This window comes from Kitasatospora sp. NPDC057936, from assembly GCF_042887525.1.
Lineage (GTDB): Bacteria > Actinomycetota > Actinomycetes > Streptomycetales > Streptomycetaceae > Kitasatospora.
Window position 1 is genome coordinate 24288 of the sequence record NZ_JBHVPD010000058.1, and the last position, 16640, is coordinate 40927.

General features: G+C 72.9%; 13 protein-coding genes, 2 pseudogenes and 1 riboswitch. Of the genes and pseudogenes, 5 read left to right on the plus strand and 10 right to left on the minus strand.

Annotated features, from left to right (window positions below; translation table 11 throughout):
* Window positions 1-90: 90 nt before the first annotated feature.
* The 3 genes and pseudogenes from ACFVU9_RS27125 to ACFVU9_RS27135 form a co-directional block, all read right to left on the minus strand.
* Window positions 91-438 (minus strand): STAS domain-containing protein, encoded by a 348-nt coding sequence (locus ACFVU9_RS27125; RefSeq protein WP_387597683.1) that lies wholly within the window; start codon window positions 436-438, stop codon window positions 91-93.
* Between the two features lie 87 nt (window positions 439-525).
* A pseudogene (locus ACFVU9_RS27130) lies at window positions 526-720 on the minus strand (thiamine pyrophosphate-requiring protein); the annotation flags it as partial.
* A gap of 85 nt (window positions 721-805) precedes the next feature.
* Window positions 806-1255, minus strand: a complete 450-nt coding sequence (locus ACFVU9_RS27135; RefSeq protein ID WP_387597686.1) for a sigma-70 family RNA polymerase sigma factor — start codon at window positions 1253-1255, stop codon at window positions 806-808.
* Here ACFVU9_RS27135 and ACFVU9_RS27140 point away from each other — a divergent pair.
* Window positions 1233-1403: pseudogene (locus ACFVU9_RS27140) on the plus strand (plasmid stabilization protein); the annotation flags it as partial. The gene ACFVU9_RS27135 and the pseudogene ACFVU9_RS27140 sit on opposite strands and share 23 nt — an antisense overlap.
* Window positions 1404-1617: 214 nt before the next feature.
* On the opposite strand, the gene ACFVU9_RS27145 reads toward ACFVU9_RS27140, so the two are convergent.
* The 3 genes from ACFVU9_RS27145 to ACFVU9_RS27155 form a co-directional block, all read right to left on the minus strand.
* The gene (locus tag ACFVU9_RS27145) at window positions 1618-2025 is read right to left on the minus strand and encodes an ATP-binding protein (protein ID WP_387597689.1); all 408 of its coding nucleotides are present in this window, start codon (window positions 2023-2025) and stop codon (window positions 1618-1620) included.
* A gap of 99 nt (window positions 2026-2124) precedes the next feature.
* A complete protein-coding gene (locus ACFVU9_RS27150) occupies window positions 2125-2763 on the minus strand; it encodes a hypothetical protein (RefSeq protein ID WP_387597692.1) in 639 nt (212 codons plus the stop codon).
* A 462-nt stretch (window positions 2764-3225) separates the two neighbouring features.
* Entirely contained in the window at window positions 3226-4206 is a 981-nt protein-coding gene (locus ACFVU9_RS27155; protein ID WP_387597695.1) for a pirin family protein, read from the minus strand.
* 185 nt (window positions 4207-4391) lie between these two features.
* Between ACFVU9_RS27155 and ACFVU9_RS27160 the strand changes: the two genes are divergently transcribed.
* The 3 genes from ACFVU9_RS27160 to metE all read left to right on the plus strand — a co-directional run bounded on the left by ACFVU9_RS27160 (window position 4392) and on the right by metE (window position 10129).
* Window positions 4392-4805, plus strand: coding sequence for a carboxymuconolactone decarboxylase family protein (locus tag ACFVU9_RS27160; RefSeq protein ID WP_380490876.1), 414 nt, complete (start codon window positions 4392-4394; stop codon window positions 4803-4805).
* A 443-nt stretch (window positions 4806-5248) separates the two neighbouring features.
* Entirely contained in the window at window positions 5249-7249 is a 2001-nt protein-coding gene (locus ACFVU9_RS27165) for a putative Ig domain-containing protein (protein WP_387597698.1), read from the plus strand.
* Between the two features lie 175 nt (window positions 7250-7424).
* A riboswitch (cobalamin riboswitch) is annotated at window positions 7425-7662 on the plus strand.
* Between the two features lie 151 nt (window positions 7663-7813).
* Window positions 7814-10129: a 5-methyltetrahydropteroyltriglutamate--homocysteine S-methyltransferase gene (gene metE / locus ACFVU9_RS27170; protein WP_387597701.1), complete on the plus strand. Its 2316-nt coding sequence runs from the start codon at window positions 7814-7816 to the stop codon at window positions 10127-10129.
* An 89-nt stretch (window positions 10130-10218) separates the two neighbouring features.
* Here metE and ACFVU9_RS27175 read toward each other — a convergent pair whose 3' ends face one another.
* The 3 genes from ACFVU9_RS27175 to aceA all read right to left on the minus strand — a co-directional run bounded on the left by ACFVU9_RS27175 (window position 10219) and on the right by aceA (window position 14213).
* Window positions 10219-11076 carry a 3-hydroxybutyryl-CoA dehydrogenase gene (locus ACFVU9_RS27175; RefSeq protein WP_387597757.1) on the minus strand — a complete coding sequence of 286 codons (858 nt, stop codon included), beginning with the start codon at window positions 11074-11076 and terminating at the stop codon, window positions 10219-10221.
* 124 nt (window positions 11077-11200) lie between these two features.
* Window positions 11201-12811: a malate synthase A gene (gene aceB, locus ACFVU9_RS27180; RefSeq protein ID WP_387597704.1), complete on the minus strand. Its 1611-nt coding sequence runs from the start codon at window positions 12809-12811 to the stop codon at window positions 11201-11203.
* 109 nt (window positions 12812-12920) lie between these two features.
* The gene (aceA, locus tag ACFVU9_RS27185; protein WP_387597707.1) at window positions 12921-14213 is read right to left on the minus strand and encodes an isocitrate lyase; all 1293 of its coding nucleotides are present in this window, start codon (window positions 14211-14213) and stop codon (window positions 12921-12923) included.
* 346 nt (window positions 14214-14559) lie between these two features.
* Here aceA and ACFVU9_RS27190 point away from each other — a divergent pair, with 346 nt between their 5' ends.
* Window positions 14560-15963: a short-chain fatty acyl-CoA regulator family protein gene (locus ACFVU9_RS27190; RefSeq protein ID WP_387597710.1), complete on the plus strand. Its 1404-nt coding sequence runs from the start codon at window positions 14560-14562 to the stop codon at window positions 15961-15963.
* A 17-nt stretch (window positions 15964-15980) separates the two neighbouring features.
* Here ACFVU9_RS27190 and ACFVU9_RS27195 read toward each other — a convergent pair whose 3' ends face one another.
* On the minus strand, window positions 15981-16466 hold the full coding sequence (locus ACFVU9_RS27195) for a hypothetical protein (protein ID WP_387597712.1): 486 nt from the start codon (window positions 16464-16466) through the stop codon (window positions 15981-15983).
* Window positions 16467-16640 lie beyond the last annotated feature (174 nt).

Genomic DNA, 16640 nt, shown 5'->3' on the forward strand with positions numbered 1-16640 from the left:
GCCGCAGGATGCGGGCGAAAACGCGGGCCTTCGGGTCGACTGGGTACTCGACGCTCCCGGTCGCTCCGGTCCGCCAGGCGCCTCCCGTCATCAGCCGGGGACGCTGTCGCGGATCGGGAGCGCGTGGGTGGCGCCGGTGAGTTCGAGCATGCGCCGGATCAGCGGCCGGGGGCGGGCCAGGTCGATCCGGCTGCCGTCCGCCGTCGCGCGGGCCTGGGCACGGAGCAGGACGTTGAGCCCGGTGGAGTCGCAGAACTCCAGGCTGGCGCAGTCGACCACGATGACGGTGCCGGGCCGGGCCAGGGCCGGGGTGAGGGCCGCCTCCAGGTCGGCGACGGTGTCGAGGTCGAGCTCCCCGTACGGCACCAGGACGGTTCCTTCGGCCCACGGCTGGACATCAACGGTGAACCCCTGCTCGTTCGGTGGTCGGCGGGTCATGATTCCGGACTCCTATCGTCGAGGGTCGTCGTGTCCGGTGGGCGGGTTCACGCGGTGCGGTACTCGGCGGCCCGGGCGGGAACGAGGGTCCGTCTGCCCGACGATCGCGACCACCGGCACGTGGTCGAGCTTGGCGTCGTACAGCCCGTTGAGCAGGTGGATCGCGGCCCGGCCCCAGGCCGCGAGCAGCCCGTTGATGCCGTCGCCCGGGTAGCCGAAGACGTACTCGACGTCCCCGTCGCGCAGCCGTTCCAGGATGTAGTCGGAAACCTTCGGGGACACCGTGCTCCTCCTCCACGCTGACGACCCCCCGCGCAGCGCGGCTATCCGCTGCGGGGGGCGGGGAAACGCCCGGGGGAGGGGAAAGTCAGGCCGGTTCCTCCGGTTCGTCGGTCCAGCCGGGGGCGTCCCGGTCGTCCAACTGCTCGCGCAGGCGGGTGAGGACGGCGGTGAGCAGGCGGGAGACGTGCATCTGGGAGACGCCGATCCGGTCGGCGATCTGGGATTGCGTGCAGCCGTCCCAGAAACGGAGTTTGAGGATGGTCTGCTCGCGCTCGGGCAGGTGGGCGAGCAGCGGGCGGACGGCGGTGCGGAAGTCGGCGAGTTCGATGCCGGGGTCGCAGGTGCCGAGGCGGTCGAGCAGTGCGCTGCCGGTCTCGTCGGTGTCCTTGTCGCGCAGGGCGTCCAGGGAGTTGGGTCGGTAGACGCGGCCGGCGACCAAGCCCTCGGTCGCTTGCTCGACGGTGAGGTGAAGGTCGTCGGCGATCTCCTCGGGCCGGGGGAGGCGGCCTAGGAGCCGCAGCTCGACCCACGACATCTCCTCCGGCCGGCGCGGCGGACAGCGCTCGCACGAAGGAGCCCAGGGCCCCACGTACGACCAGCTGTACAACGAGGCCAAGCACCGCAACATCAAGGGCCGTTCGAAGATGAACAAGCGCGAGCTGGCGCACGCGCTCGGCCGTTGACCCTGCCGCCGCTTCCGACTTCGACGAAGGTGCCACCATGACGATCCCGACACCCCCGGACCCGGACACCGAGCCGATTCCCCATCCCAATCCTGCGCCGCGACCGGGCGAGGACCACGATCCCGTGCCCCCGCCGATTCCCCCCTTCCCGAAGCCCGAGCCCTACCCGGACCCCGATCCGGCACCGCTTCCGGAACCGCACCCCGGCCAGTAGTCAGGCCCGGCGGGCGGGACGGTCGAGCGGGGACGGCACCTCCAGCCACACCACCTTGCCGGGCCCCTCGGGCAGGCAGCCCCAGGACCTGGCCAGCTGGTTCACGACCCGCAGGCCGTGTCCGCCCGGCCGACCCGGATCGACGCGCGGGCGCAGCCGGGGCGGAACCGGGCTGGTGTCGGTGACCTCCACACGCAGCCGGGCGCCGTCCCAGTCCAGGCGCAGCTCGCGTGGCCCGCCGGGGGCGTGCAGGCAGGCGTTGGTGATCAGTTCGGACACCATGAGCAGGACGTCCTCGGCAACGGCGCGCTGCTCCTCGTCGGCTGCGGGGAGCCAGTGCCAGGAGAACAGGGCCTCTCGGCTGAATTCGCGGCCACGGTGTACGGCGCCCTCGCTGCCGGTCAGCACGAGCCGCCTGGTCCGCCCGGAGACTTGTGCCCCGGCCGGTTCCCGCGAAGCGCCTCCTCCGGGCTGTCTCATCGCAGGGCCCTCACTCATCGCGGACCCCTACGCCGGGTCGGCCTGCGCGCAGGGTGCCGGGCCCGGCTGGTCGGGCGCCTTGAGCGCCGATTCGAGATCGGAGTGGACCGTCAGCGCGCTGTCGGCGTCAGTGCGCAGGGCGCAGAGTTCGCCGGCGCGGCACCCGGTGTCCAGCACCGTGCCGATGATCGCGAGGATCCGACTACGGGCATCGGACCGGCCAGGGCGGGCTGAGTGTTCCAGGTGCCCGAGCAGGATGCTGCGCGGGCGGGCGGCGACCACGGGGCGGAGCTCGACCGGTGGCGGGTTGCGGTCCGGGAGCGTGACGGTGATGCCGGCCAGGGCGCCGAGGATGCGGAGGCAGTCCTCCCGGACGCGCATGGACGCGGGTGAGGCTTGGCCCGGTCGTGCGCCGGGCTTGCGCCGCAGCAGGCCCCGCTCGGCGGCTGTGAGGTAGGCGGCGAGGGTGTTCGGCGAGAGGAGCAGGGCGAGTGAGCCGACGGTCGTGGGCACGATCGCTCCCCGCTCCAGGGCGGTGCGCAGTTCACCGGCGACCCAGCGCAGTTGCTTCGCCCGCGACCTGCCGGTCGGCGGTTCGCAGGCACGCTCGACGAGGCCGTCCAGCGCCTCGACCGAGGGTGCTGCTGTCGTCGGGGCGTCCGCCATGAGGTCACCCTAGCGCCGGGTCGGGGTGGGTGGGCGGGCTCTTGCCGACAGAGGGGGCTGGGAATGTCCCGCAGGGGCCGGGTCTGATAACTGGCTTGAAGCAAGATCGTCGGTGAGGGCAACGGACGGCATGGTTGCTGTCTTCTCCGGCCCGCGCCGCTCCCGTGGTGGCCGTCCTTCGGCAACCGGCGAGGGGGCCGCGGCAGGGCCTCCGCCGATTCTCGCGGTGGCACCCGGCGATGACTTCCCCGGGCTCCGTGAGTGCCCCGGTCATTCCTGATAGACCGTCAGCAAAGCCAGCATTGAGTCAGCATTGGTCCTGTCAGGCGCTGTCGCGGATGGTCGAACGGTGTCACGCGTCGAGTGCCGAGCCGAGTGTCGACAGGAGCGCTTCAAGGTGGACGTAGGGGGACTCCAGCTCGGGGGTGCGGCGGACCTGGCCGCCACACCCCCGACCGGTAACTACGCAGGTCGGCGCACGTTTCCCCGGGGCTTGAGGGGGATTCCCGGGAGCTCTGGGGCGGGCAGGCGGTCGCCCGGGTAGCCCTCGACGGCGCCGAAGCGGTCGGGGTTCGCGGAGCTCATCCACTCCTCGCGCGCTCGGGTAATGTCTTCGTGAGACCGTCCGATGAAGTTCCACCACATGACGATCTCCTCCTCGAACGGCGTGCCGCCGATCAGGACCGTCCGGGCCGGCTCGTCGCCGGTGTTGGCGAGGGTGATGGTGGTGGCTCCGGGGGCCAGGTAGCCGAGTTCGGCCGGGCGCACCGGCGTGTCCGCGAGCGTGATGTCGCCGCGGTCGACGAGCAGGGCGTGCTCGAAGGCGGGGTCGACGGCGAGGGTGAGGGTCGCGTGCGGGTGGATCGTGAGCTCGGCGCCGAGCAGCGGGGTGAAGGTGGGGACGGGGGAGGCGTCGCCGGCGAGGGTGCCGAGGAACACGCGGACCTCGCCGCCGTCCAGGGTGACGGGCCGCGGTGCGTGGTGGTGGAAGTCCCGTGCGGTGTGGCGGTGTTGCTCCGGAAGCGCCACCCACAGCTGGACGCCGTGCAGGACGGTGGTCGCGGCGGTCGAGACCTCGGAGTGGCTGATGCCGTGCCCGCCCGTCATCAGGTTGAGCTCGCCGGGGCGCACGTAGGCGTGGACGCCGAGGCTGTCCCGGTGCTCGATCTCGCCGCTGAACAGCCAGCTGACCGTCTGGAGGCCGGTGTGGGGGTGCGGGGCGACGTCCATCCCGCCGGTGTCGGAGACGTCGTCGGGGCCGTAGTGGTCGACGAAGCACCAGGCACCGATGAGCGTGCGGGCGCGCTGGGGCAGGGTCCGGCGCACCGTCATCGCCCGCGGCCCGCCCAGCGGCACGTCCCGGGCGGGCAGGATCTCCACCCGGGGGCGGGTCTCCCCGGTTCCGGCGTGCGGCTCGGCAGGATTGGTGCCGGTGGTGGTCACGGTGTGCTCGCTTCCTAAGAAGTTCTACTTTCAACTATCTTCGACTATCATGCCATGGCGCAGTGCCGCCCGACAGCGAAAACGTCCAGGGAGTTCCCGTGAGCGATGTGACTACGACCGTGACCGCCGCCCCCGCACGCCGCCGGGTGTTCGTCGACAAGGAGAGCCCGGCGGCCTTCCGCGCCATGCGCGCCACGGCCGACGCGGCGGGCGAGGCCGCCGCGAGGGCCGGGCTGGACCGGCGGCTGGTGGAACTGGTCAACCTGCGCGTGTCCCAGATCAACGGCTGCGCCTACTGCCTCAACGTGCACACCGCGGCGGCCCTGCAGGTCGGCGAGACCACACAGCGCCTGGGCACCCTCCCGGCCTGGCGCGACACCCAGCTGTTCAGCCCGCAGGAGCGCGCCGCACTCGCCCTCGCCGAGGCGACCACCACCCCGGCGGACGCGGCGCTCCAGGAGGAGGCCTACACCGCAGCGCGCGAGGCGCTGACGGACGAGCAGATCTCCGCGGTGATCTGGGTGGCCATCGCCATCAACGCCTTCAACCGGGTGTCGATCCTGAGCAAGCACCCGGTGCGCCCGGTGGCGGTGCGCTGACGGTGCGGCGGGGGCCCGGCGCGGCTCCCGCAACCCGCGCGGACCTCGGGCGATCCGTGTGCGTGGCAAACCCCAGGCCGGTCCGGCGCGTTGGCGGGCGACCGCCAGTGGCGGCATGACGCCTGGTCAAGACCAGGTCATGGCGGTCAAAGCCTCGGTCATGGCATGGACGCCGACCTTGTCCACAGGTCCGGGCTTCGCTACCTTTCAGGCGCCGGAGCCATGACGGCTCCCGCAACTCATCCCCTGGCATGTCCTGGACATCCTCAGCTCGGAACGGCCTCCGTCACCCCGTCGGGCCGACGCCCCACGGCCGTACCGAACTCCCGGGCAGCCGTTTGCACGTGCGCGTTTCCCCCTCATCCCGGGCCTGCACGCGACCCCGCCGCCTCACATCGGCGTGTCCGCACGCCCGGGGCCGACCCCCATCCGGGAGGGCTCCGTTGCACAAGCTCATCCACACCGCCCTGCGGCACGGCGGACTCCGCGCCACCACCGCGACGCTCGCCGTCGGTGCCGTGGTGGCCGCCGGCCTCGCCGTCGCGGCGCCGGCCGGCGCCACGGCCGCCACCTCCGGCGCGAACGTCAGGCACTCCTGCGCCCAGCCGGCCCAGCGTCACCAGAAGTCCTGCGACGCCCTGGTGCGCACCGACGTGGTGCAGCCGCACGCGTTCTCCCTCAGCGCGGTCTCGCCCGACGTGAACCCGTCCGGCCTCGGGCCGACCGACCTGCAGAGCGCCTACGGCCTGTCGACCAACGGCGGCGCCGGGCAGACCGTCGCCATCGTCGACGCCAACGACGACCCCAACGCCGAGTCCGACCTGGCGACCTACCGCGCGCAGTACGGGCTGCCTGCGTGCACCACCGCCAACGGCTGCTTCAAGAAGATCGACCAGAACGGCGGCACCAACTACCCGGCCGGCGACACCGGTTGGGCGGGCGAGATCTCCCTCGACGTCGACATGGTCTCCGCCGCCGCCCCGAACGCCCACATCCTGCTGGTCGAGGCGAGCTCGGCGAACATGGCCGACCTCGGCGCCGCCGTCAACCAGGCCGTCGCCCAGGGCGCGAAGTTCGTGTCCAACAGCTACGGCGGCCCCGAGGACTCCACCGACACCTCCTCGGACAGCCAGTACTTCAACCACCCCGGCGTCGCCATCACCGTGTCCTCGGGCGACTCCGGCTACGGCACCGAGTACCCGGCGGCCTCCCAGTACGTCACCGCCGTCGGCGGCACCTCGCTGACCCGCGACTCCAGCGCGCGCGGCTGGCACGAGACCGTCTGGGGCTCCAGCTCGGGCGGCAACGGCGCCGGCTCCGGCTGCTCGGCCTACGACCCCAAGCCGAGCTGGCAGAGCGACAGCGGCTGCTCCAACCGGACCGTCGCCGACGTGTCCGCGGTCGCCGACCCGGCCACCGGCGTCGCCGTCTACCAGACCTACGGCGGCAGCGGCTGGGCCGTCTACGGCGGCACCAGCGCCTCGTCGCCGATCATCGCCGCCGTCTACGCCGACGCCGGCACCCCGGGCGCGAGCGACTACCCGTCCCAGTACCCGTACCAGCACACGAGTGCGCTCAACGACGTGACCAGCGGCGCCAACGGCACCTGCTCCCCGTCCTACCTGTGCACCGCGGGCTCCGGCTACGACGGCCCGACCGGCCTCGGCACGCCGAACGGCCCGACCGCCTTCCGGGCCGGCACCAGCACGGGCAACACCGTGACGGTCACCAACCCGGGCAACCAGAGCACCACCACGGGCAGCGCCGCCTCCCTGCAGATCCGCGCGACGGACTCCGCCTCCGGCCAGAGCCTGACGTACAGCGCGAGCGGCCTGCCGACCGGGCTGTCCATCGACGCCTCCAGCGGCCTGATCAGCGGCACGGCGTCGACGGCGGGCACGTACAACGTGACGGTGACGGCGAAGGACGCCACCAACGCCTCCGGTTCGACGAGCTTCACCTGGGCCGTGTCAGCCCAGGGCGGCGGCTGCACCGGTGCGGGCCAACTGCTCGGCAACCCGGGCTTCGAGACGGGTAGCGCCTCGCCCTGGACCGCGACCGCCGGCGTGATCGACAACTCCGCGAGCGAGGCCGCCCGCTCCGGCTCCTGGAAGGCGTGGCTCGACGGCTACGGCAGCAGCCACACCGACACCCTGAGCCAGACCGTCACGATCCCGGCCGGCTGCAAGGCGTCGCTCGGCTTCTGGCTGCACATCGACACCGCCGAGACCGGCACCACGGCCTACGACAAGCTCACCGTCCAGGCCAACTCCACCACCCTGGCCACCTTCTCCAACGTCAACGCGGCCAACGGCTACACCCTGCACACCTACGACCTCTCCTCCTTCGCCGGGCAGAGCGTCACCATCAAGTTCACCGGCACCGAGGACGCCTCGCTCCAGACCAGCTTCGTGATCGACGACACGGCCCTCAACGCCTCCTGACCGACCGAGCACCACAGGTACGACAGGTACGACAGGTACGACAGGTGGGGCCGCAGCCGACTGCGGCCCCACCGGCACGTCCGCGGTGGCGCCGAATCCCGACGTCGTCTCCTGACGTCGTCTCAGCATCCGGACGAATGGCCGAATCCCCGACGAAGCGACCGCGGATAGGCCGTAGGCTGGCCGTGCAGCTGGTTCGCCCCGTCCGCCAGGCGGGGCGTCGCAAGAGGGAACCCGGTGACGCCTTTCAACTGGCCAGTCCGGGACTGCCCCGCAGCGGTGAGTGGGAACGACCGCCGTCATACGCACTGGGCCCGGGCCGGGTCTGGGAAGCGACGGCCAGTAGGTGACCGCCCTTCAAGGGCCGGCCGTGCCCACGAGTCCGAAGACCTGCCCGCTGCCCGCGTGCGACCGTTCGCGCGCGGCCATCCGGTGACCTCGAGGGCGGGTCGGCGACCACACCAGGCGGAGCTGCCCGTGCAGCGGTTCGCCCGGTGCGTCATCCCTTCGCGTCCTCGTCCCGTCGCCGGGTACTTGAGAGACAGACTCGCGAAGGAGAGTCCCTTGACCATGAAGTCCGCAGCCGCGGCGACCCTCGCCACCGCGTACGGCTACCCCCGCCAGGGCCGGGGCCGGGAGCTCAAGAAGGCGATCGAGGGGTACTGGAAGGGCGCCGTCACCGCCGAGACGCTGCTCGCCACCGCCGCCGACCTGCGCCGGGGGAACTGGCAGCAGCTCGCCGACTCCGGCATCGAGGAGATCCCGACCGGGGACTTCTCGCTCTACGACCACGTGCTGGACACCACCGTCGCGGTCGGCGCCATCCCGTCCCGCCACCGGGACGCCGTCGATGCCGACCCGCTGGACGGGTACTTCGCCATGGCGCGCGGCACCCAGGACGTCGCGCCGCTGGAGATGACCAAGTGGTTCGACACCAACTACCACTACCTGGTACCCGAGTTGGGGCCGGGCACGGCCTTCGCCGCCGATCCGGCCAAGGCGGTCGGCGAACTGCGGGAGGCCCTCGCGCTCGGTCACGCCGCCCGCCCGGTGCTGGTCGGGCCGGTCACCTACCTGCTGCTGGCCAAGCCCGCCCCCGGCGTCGACGACGACTTCCGGCCGATCACCCTGCTCGACCGGCTGCTGCCCGTGTACGCGGAGCTGCTCGCCGCTCTGCAGGCCGCCGGCGCCGAGTGGGTGCAGCTGGACGAGCCCGCGCTCGTCCAGGACCGCACCCCCGCCGAGCTCAACGCCGCCGCCCGCGCCTACCGCGAGCTGGGCACGCTGACCGACCGTCCGAAGCTGCTGGTCGCGAGCTACTTCGACCGCCTGGGCGAGGCGCTCCCGGTCCTCGCCAAGGCCCCGGTCGAGGGTCTGGCGCTGGACTTCACAGGACCTGCCGCCGCCAACCTGGACGACCTCGCCGCCGCCGGCGGGCTGCCGGGCAAGCGGCTGGTGGCCGGCGTGGTCGACGGGCGCAACATCTGGATCAACGACCTGGAGCAGTCGCTCGCCACCCTGGCCACCCTGCTCGGGCTCGCCGACCGGGTCGACGTCGCGCCGTCCTGCTCCCTCCTGCACGTGCCGATCGACGCCTCCGCCGAACGCGACGTCGACCCGCAGATCCTGCGCTGGCTCGCCTTCGCCAAGCAGAAGGCCGCGGAGGCGGCGCTGCTGGCCCGCGGCCTGCGCGAGGGCACCGGGGCGATCACCGCCGACCTCGCCGCCAACCGCGCCGACCTCGCCTCCCGGGCCGGCTCGCCGATCACCCGGGACCCGGCCGTCCGCGCCCGCTCCGCCGCCGTCACCCTCGACGACACCCGCCGCGCCCAGGCCTACCCGCAGCGCGCCGAGGCCCAGCGCGCCCGCCTCGGCCTCCCCCTGCTGCCGACCACCACCATCGGCTCCTTCCCGCAGACCACCGAACTGCGCCTCGCGCGCGCCGACCTGAACGCGGGACGGATCGACGCCGCCGCCTACCGGGAGCGCATGGAGGCGGAGGTCCGCGAGGTCATCGCCTACCAGGAGAAGGCGGGCCTCGACGTCCTCGTCCACGGCGAGCCCGAGCGCAACGACATGGTCCAGTACTTCGCCGAGCAGCTCACTGGCTACCTCGCCACCCGGCACGGCTGGGTGCAGTCCTACGGCACGCGCTACGTCCGCCCGCCGGTCCTGGCCGGGGACATCTCCCGCCCGTACCCGATGACCGTCGACTGGTTCCGCTACGCGCAAGGCCTGACGGACCGCCCGGTCAAGGGCATGCTGACGGGCCCGGTCACCATGCTCGCCTGGTCCTTCGTGCGCGACGACCAGCCGCTCGCCGAGACCGCCCGCCAGGTCGCCCTCGCCCTGCGCGACGAGGTCACCGACCTGGAGGCCGCCGGCGCGGCCGTCGTCCAGGTCGACGAGCCGGCCCTGCGCGAGACCCTCCCGCTGCGGGCCGCCGGCCGCCTGGCCTACCTGGACTGGGCGACGGAGGCCTTCCGCGTCGCCACCTCCGGCGTCCGCGCCGACACCCAGATCCACACGCACATGTGCTACGCCGAGTTCGGTGCGATCATGACGGCGATCGACGAGCTCGACGCGGACGTCATCTCCCTGGAGGCGACGCGCTCGCACATGGAGGTGGCCGGGGAACTGGCCGGGGCGGGCTACCCGCGCGAGGTCGGTCCGGGGGTGTGGGACATCCACTCCCCGCGCGTGCCGAGCACCGAGGAGGCCGTGGCGCTGCTGCGCGCGGGCCTCGCGGCGATCCCGGCCGAGCGCCTGTGGGTCAACCCCGACTGCGGCCTGAAGACCCGCGGCTGGGCGGAGACCCGCGCCTCCCTCGACAGCCTCGTCGCCGCCGCCCGCCACCTGCGCGAGGAACTGGCGGGCTGATCCGACCCCCTTCCCCGGGGACAGCACAAGGCCCCGCCGGTGTCCGGCCCTCCGCGACAGAGGCCTGGACACCGGCGGGGCCGGCTCGGTCACACCCCGCGGTGCGGGTGGAACCCCTGCCCGGTCTTGCGGCCGAGCAGGCCCGCCTCGACCATGCGGGAGAGCAGGGGCGGGGGTGCGAAGAGCGGCTCCTTGTACTCGTCGTACATCGACCGAGCGATCGCCTCGACGGTGTCGAGGCCGATGAGGTCGGCGAGTCGGAGCGGACCCATCGGGTGGGCGCAGCCGTGGACCATGCCGGCGTCGATGTCCTCGGGGGTGGCGTGGCCGGCTTCGGCCATCCGGATCGCGGACAGCAGGTAGGGCACGAGCAGGGCGTTGACGACGAAGCCGGCGCGGTCGCGGGAGTGGACGACGTGTTTGCCGAGGACGTCGCGCGCGAAGGCCTCGGCGCGGGCCAGGACGGGTGGGGAGGTGTGCAGGGAGGAGACGAGCTCGACGAGGGGCATCACCGGGGCCGGGTTGAAGAAGTGCAGCCCGAGGACGTGCGAGGCGCGGCCGGTGGTGTTGCCGAGGCGGGTGACCGGGATGGACGAGGTGTTGGGGGCGAGGACCGCGTCGTCGTCGGCGAGGACCTTGTCGAGCGCGGTGAGCACGTCCGTTTTGACGCGTTCGTCCTCGATGACGGCCTCGACGACGAGCTGGCGGTCGGCGAGCGCTTCGAGGTTGTCGGCGAACAGCAGGTGGGCCCAGGTGTCCTCGCGGTCGGTCGGGCTGATCCGGCCGCGGTCGACGGCGCGGTGCAGGGAGCGGTCGATGCGGCCGCGGGCGGCCCGGAGTGCGGCCGGGTCCCTCTCGCAGACGATGGTGTCCAGGCCGGCGCGGGCGAAGACCTCGGCGATGCCGGAGCCCATCTGGCCGGCGCCGACGACGGCGACGCGGCGGATCGCGTCACGGTTGGTCTTGTCACGGCCGGTCTTGTGACGGCCGGCTTCGCCACGGCTGGCTTCGTCATGACTGGTCTCGTGACGGCGGATCTCGTTCAAGGCTGCCTCCGTACGGGTGGGCGGGTCAGGCCGCGGCGCGGACGCGGACGAGGTGGCGGGCGTACGCCTCGGTGGTGAGGAAGGCGGGGAGTTCGTCGCCGAGGGCGGTCTCTTCGAGGATCCGCACCGCGTGGTCGAGCAGTTCGGGTTCGACGCCCTCGCCGAGGAGCGCGGCCCGCTCGCGGTCGATCAGGCGGCGCACCAGGTCCGGGGTGGCGAGGGAGCCGCCGGTGAGCCGGGTGCAGTGGTGCTGCCACTGCCAGATCTGGCAGCGGGCGATCTCGGCGGTGGCGACGTCCTCCATCAGGCCGAACACGGCGACGGCCCCGGCGCCGCCGAGCCACGCCGTGAGGTAGCGCAGGGCGACGGCGACGTTGGACCGCAGCCCGTGGTCGGTCGGCAGGCCGGGGGAGAGGCGGTGGACGGCGAGCAGGTCGGCGGCGGTGACGTCGACGTCCTCGCGGGTGCGGTCGAGCTGGTGGGGGCGGTCGCCGAGGACGGCGTCGAAGGCGGTGCGGCAGGTGGCGACGAGGCCGGGGTGGGCGACCCAGGAGCCGTCGAAGCCGTCGCCGGCCTCGCGTTCCTTGTCCGCGCGGACCTTGGTGAGGGCGGCCTCGTTGGCGGCCGGGTCGCGCTGCGGGACGGCGGCGGCCATGCCGCCGATGGCGTGGGCGCCGCGGCGGTGGCAGGTGCGGACGAGGAGGTCGGTGTAGGCGCGCATGAAGGGCTGCGTCATGGTGAGGGTCGCGCGGTCGGGCAGGACGTACCGCGGGCCGTGGTGGGCGAAGTTCTTGATGAGGCTGAACAGGTAGTCCCAGCGGCCGGCGTTCAACCCGGCCGCGTGGTCGCGCAGTTCGTGGAGGATCTCGTCCATCTCGAAGGCGGCGGTGATGGTCTCGATCAGGACGGTCGCGCGGACGGTGCCGTACGGGATGCCCAACTCGCGCTGGGCGAAGGTGAAGACGTCGTTCCAGAGGCGGGCTTCGAGGTGGTTCTCCAGCTTGGGCAGGTAGAAGTACGGGCCGCTGCCGCGCTCGATCTGGCGGCGGCCGCAGTGGAAGAGGTAGAGGCCGAAGTCGACCAGCGCGCCGATGGCCGGGCGGCCGTCGATCAGCAGGTGGGCCTCGTCGAGGTGCCAGCCGCGGGGGCGGACGACGATGGTGGCCGGGTCGTCGCCGATCCGGTAGCGCTTGCCCCCGGGCGTCGTGTCGTCGATCCGGCGCTCGATCGCGTCGATCAGGTTGAGCTGGCCGGAGACGAGGTTGTGCCAGGTGGGCGCGGTGGCGTCCTCGAAGTCGGCGAGCCACACCTTCGCACCGGAATTGAGCGCGTTGACCGTCATCCGGCGCTCGGGCGGGCCGGTGATCTCCACCCGGCGGTCGGCGAGGCCGGGTCCGGCGCCGGCCACGCGCCAGGTGGTGTCCTCGCGGACGGCGCGCGTCTGCGGGAGGAAGTCGAGCGTGCCGCCGGCCGCGAGCGCGGCGGCGCGGCGGTGGCGCTCGGCGAGCAGGCCGGCGCGTCGGACGGCGAACTCGTCGTGCAGGCGCGCGAGGAAGGCGAGTGCCTCGGGCGTGAGCATCTCGTCGAAGCGGTCCTCGTGCTCGCCGAGGACCTCGGTACGGGTGGGCTGGCTCATCCGGTCCTCCAGGAGGCGGGGTGGGTGGGGCCCGGGGCCTCGTCCCTCAACGAGGCCCCGGGCTGCGGGGTGAAGGGCGTCCTCTCCCCGAAGAGGCCGCCGGGGTGGATCAGTGGAACTGCTCGGCCTCCGTGGAGCCGGTCAGGGCGAGGGTCTCGGCGTGCGGGTTGAGCGCGGTGGACACCAGGTCGAAGTACCCGGTGCCGACCTCGCGCTGGTGCTTGACGGCGGTGTAGCCGTCCGGCACCGCGGCGAACTCGGCCTCCTGGAGGTCGACGTACGCCGTCATGCCGTGCTCGGCGTAGCCGCGGGCGAGATGGAACATCGAGTGGTTGAGCGCGTGGAAGCCGGCCAGCGTGATGAACTGGAAGCGGTAGCCCATCGCGCCCAGCTCCCGCTGGAACTTGGCGATCCGGTCGTCGTCCAGCGCGGCCTTCCAGTTGAAGGACGGCGAGCAGTTGTACGCGAGCATCTTGTCCGGGTACTCGGCCTTGAGCGCCTCGGCGAACTCGCGCGCCTGGGCGAGGTCCGGGGTGCCGGTCTCCACCCAGATGAGGTCCGCGTACGGGGCGAAGGCCAGGGCGCGGGAGATCACCGGCGCCATGCCGGGCTCGACCCGGTAGAAGCCCTCGGCGGTGCGCTCGCCGGTGCAGAAGCGGGCGTCGCGCTCGTCGACGTCGGTGGTGAGGAGGTTGGCGGCGAGCGCGTCGGTGCGGGCGATGATCAGGGTCGGCACGTCGGCCAGATCGGCCGCCAGGCGGGCGGAGTTGAGGGTGCGGATGTGCTGGGCGGTGGGCACGAGGACCTTGCCGCCGAGGTGCCCGCACTTCTTCTCCGAGGCGAGCTGGTCCTCGTAGTGGATGCCCGCCGCGCCGGCCGCGATCATGCCCTTGGTGAGCTCGAAGGCGTTCAGCGGGCCGCCGAAGCCGGCCTCGGCGTCGGCGACGATCGGCACCAGCCAGTCCGGCCCGTCGGTGCCCTCGGCGGCGTCGATCTCGTCGGCGCGCAGCAGGGCGTTGTTGATCCGACGCACCACCTGGGGCACGGAGTTGGCGGGGTAGAGGCTCTGGTCCGGGTACGTCTGGCCGGCCTGGTTGGCGTCCGCGGCGACCTGCCAGCCGGACAGGTAGATCGCCTGCAGCCCGGCCTTCACCATCTGGACGGCCTGGCCGCCGGTGAGCGCGCCGAGCGCGTGGACGTAGTCCCGCTCGTGCAGTTGGCGCCACAGGCGCTCCGCGCCGCGCCGGGCCAGGGTGTGCTCCTCGCGCACCGTGCCCGAGAGGCGGACGACGTCGGCCGCGGTGTACGTGCGCTCGACGCCGGCCCAGCGGGGGTCGGACGCCCACCGCGCGGCCAGCTCCGCCGCCTGCTGCTCCTGCTGCTGCCGAACCGACTGGGTCATGGTGATCCGCTCCCGGGGGTGTCTTGCGAAGGATGTGAGGTACCTCTCTCCGCACGGGTGAGAGGGCGGCCGGGCGGCGCCGGGCAGCGATGGAACACCGCGGGACGTGGTCGCCCGGACGGCAGAGCAGAGCAGTTGACCTGCCCCTTTCGGTGCCGTCCTGTACGCCTCCCGGCCGCAGCACCGACTCTGGCACCCGGTGCCGCCGCCGTCACCGATGGAGCCGGGCCAATTTCTGCGAAGCGTCGCCGGCAGATCCGCGAAGGTTGCGAAGGCCCTCCGCGCCTCATCGCGGCTAGGCTGCCCGAGCCACGCCGATCGTCGACACCGAGGGGAAGCCAGGACGATGGGAAAGACCTTCGCGGGTGCGAGACTCCGCCGGCTCAGGGAGGAACGCGGACTGAGTCAGGCCGGCATGGCGCGGCTCGTCGACCTCTCGCCCAGCTACCTCAACCAACTGGAGCACGACGCCCGCCCGTTGACCGTCCCCGTCCTGCTGCGCCTCACCGAGGCGTTCGGCGTCGAGGCCGGGTACTTCGCCCCGCCGGACAGCGCCCGGCTCACCGCCGAGCTGCGCGACGCCCTCGGCGACGACCTCGCGGCCGGCCGCATCACCCCGGGTGACCTCGACGAGCTCGCCGCCCGACTGCCCGCCGTGGCCCGGCTGTTGACGGACCTGGGCCGCGGGCGCAGCACGATGGCCGAGCAGCTCGCCGTGCTCGCGGGCGACCGGGGACCGGGTGCGGACGCCCGCACCCCGCACGAGGAGGTCCGCGAGTTCTTCTACCGCCGTCAGAACTACATCCATGAACTCGACACCGCGGCCGAGGAGTTGGCGAGCGTCATCCGACTCAGGCGCGGCGAGGTGAGGGCGGTGCTGGCCGACCGGCTGACCTCCGTACACGGCGTCCGGATCGCCGCCGGCGGGGACCAGCTGCACCGGTACGACCCGGGCCGACGGATCCTGCGGCTCTCCGACCGGCTGCGCCCCGGTCAGCAGGCCTTCCGCCTCGCCACCCAGCTCGCGTACCTGGAGCACGACGCGCTGCTCACCGAACTCGCCGCCCAGGACTGCCCCGGGGGCTCGGCGGCCCACTCGCTCACCCGGATCGGCCTGGCCAACTACTTCGCCGCCGCCCTCGTCCTGCCCTACGCCGCCTTCCACGCCGAGGCCGAGTCCGCCCGCTACGACATCGAGCACCTCGCCGACCACTTCGGCGTCGGCTACGAGACGGTCTGCCACCGCCTCAGCACCCTGCAGCGCTCCGGCCTGCGCGGGGTGCCGTTCTCGTTCGTGCGGGTCGACCGCGCCGGGAACGTCTCCAAGCGGCAGTCCGCCACGGCCTTCCACTTCTCCCGCACCGGCGGCACCTGCCCGCTGTGGAACGTCTACGACGCCTTCGCCTCCCCAGGCCGCGTCCACGTCCAGGTCGCCGCGATGCCCGACGGCCGCCGCTACCTCTGGACCGCCCGCGCCGTCACGCGCTCACCCGGCGGCTGGGGCCGGCCGGGCAAGACCTTCGCGATCGGCCTCGGCTGCGAGCTCCGGCACGCGGCCCGCCTCGTCTACTCCACCGGCCTGGACCTGGCCGACGAGGCCGCCGCGACCCCCATCGGCCTCGGCTGCAAGGTCTGCGAGCGCCCCGCCTGCCCCCAGCGCTCCGCCCCGGCCATCGGCCGGCCGCTGGCCGTCGACGAGCACACGAGCACGTTCGTCCCGTACGCGGTGCGGGCCGACGCGGAACGCTGAAGCAGGACGGCCGCCCGTCAGGCGAAGCAGAACAGCGCCTCGTAGAGGGTGACGGGGCCGTCCGCGTCGGGGAGCCGGAGCGGGACGGTACGGGCCAGCTCCGGTGCGGAGAGCAGGGCGAAGCCGGCTGCGCGGGTGAGTGCGGCGAGCCGGTGCACCTCGGTGCCGGGCTCCGCGGCGGACGCCCGGGGGGCCGGGGCACCGGGGGCGGGGAAGAGGCACCGGTCGGTCTCGTACCCGTCGGGGTGCAGGGCGAAGGCCGTGGCGTACGGCCCGATGACGGACAGGCGCAGGACGGCTCCGCCGCCGGCCCAGCCGATCCGCCAGACCGAGCCGACGTCGCAGTTGTCGTCGGTGATGTCCTCGACCTGCCAGGACGACGGGAGGGACGCCCGGAACGGGCGGTACGGGTCCTGTTCGAGCAGCTTGCCGATCCGGTGGTAGGTCGGGTGGTCGAGGCTGCCGTAGGCGCGGCGGGCGAACTCTTCGAAGGCCGCGGTCATCACGGGTCTCCTCTCGTCAGCGCGATGGTGTGGTGCGGTGCGGGCCCGGCGGCCGCGGGAGTTTTGCCGCGGCCGCCGGGCCCCGCGTAAAAAGTGTAATAAAGGGGTACGACACCCCCCCCGTCCGGGGGGCCGGGGAAATTAAAAAAAAAAAAACGACCACCAACAAAAAAG

Bases quoted from the DNA above. Each gene is read 5' to 3' on its own strand.
- ACFVU9_RS27125 (WP_387597683.1), bottom strand. From the start codon at position 438: ATGACCCGCCGACCACCGAACGAGCAGGGGTTCACCGTTGATGTCCAG.
- ACFVU9_RS27135 (WP_387597686.1), bottom strand. From the start codon at position 1,255: ATGTCGTGGGTCGAGCTGCGGCTCCTAGGCCGCCTCCCCCGGCCCGAG.
- ACFVU9_RS27150 (WP_387597692.1), bottom strand. From the start codon at position 2,763: ATGGCGGACGCCCCGACGACAGCAGCACCCTCGGTCGAGGCGCTGGAC.
- ACFVU9_RS27160 (WP_380490876.1), top strand. From the start codon at position 4,392: ATGCGCGCCACGGCCGACGCGGCGGGCGAGGCCGCCGCGAGGGCCGGG.
- aceB (WP_387597704.1), bottom strand. From the start codon at position 12,811: ATGAGCCAGCCCACCCGTACCGAGGTCCTCGGCGAGCACGAGGACCGC.
- aceA (WP_387597707.1), bottom strand. From the start codon at position 14,213: ATGACCCAGTCGGTTCGGCAGCAGCAGGAGCAGCAGGCGGCGGAGCTG.
- ACFVU9_RS27190 (WP_387597710.1), top strand. From the start codon at position 14,560: ATGGGAAAGACCTTCGCGGGTGCGAGACTCCGCCGGCTCAGGGAGGAA.
- ACFVU9_RS27195 (WP_387597712.1), bottom strand. From the start codon at position 16,466: ATGACCGCGGCCTTCGAAGAGTTCGCCCGCCGCGCCTACGGCAGCCTC.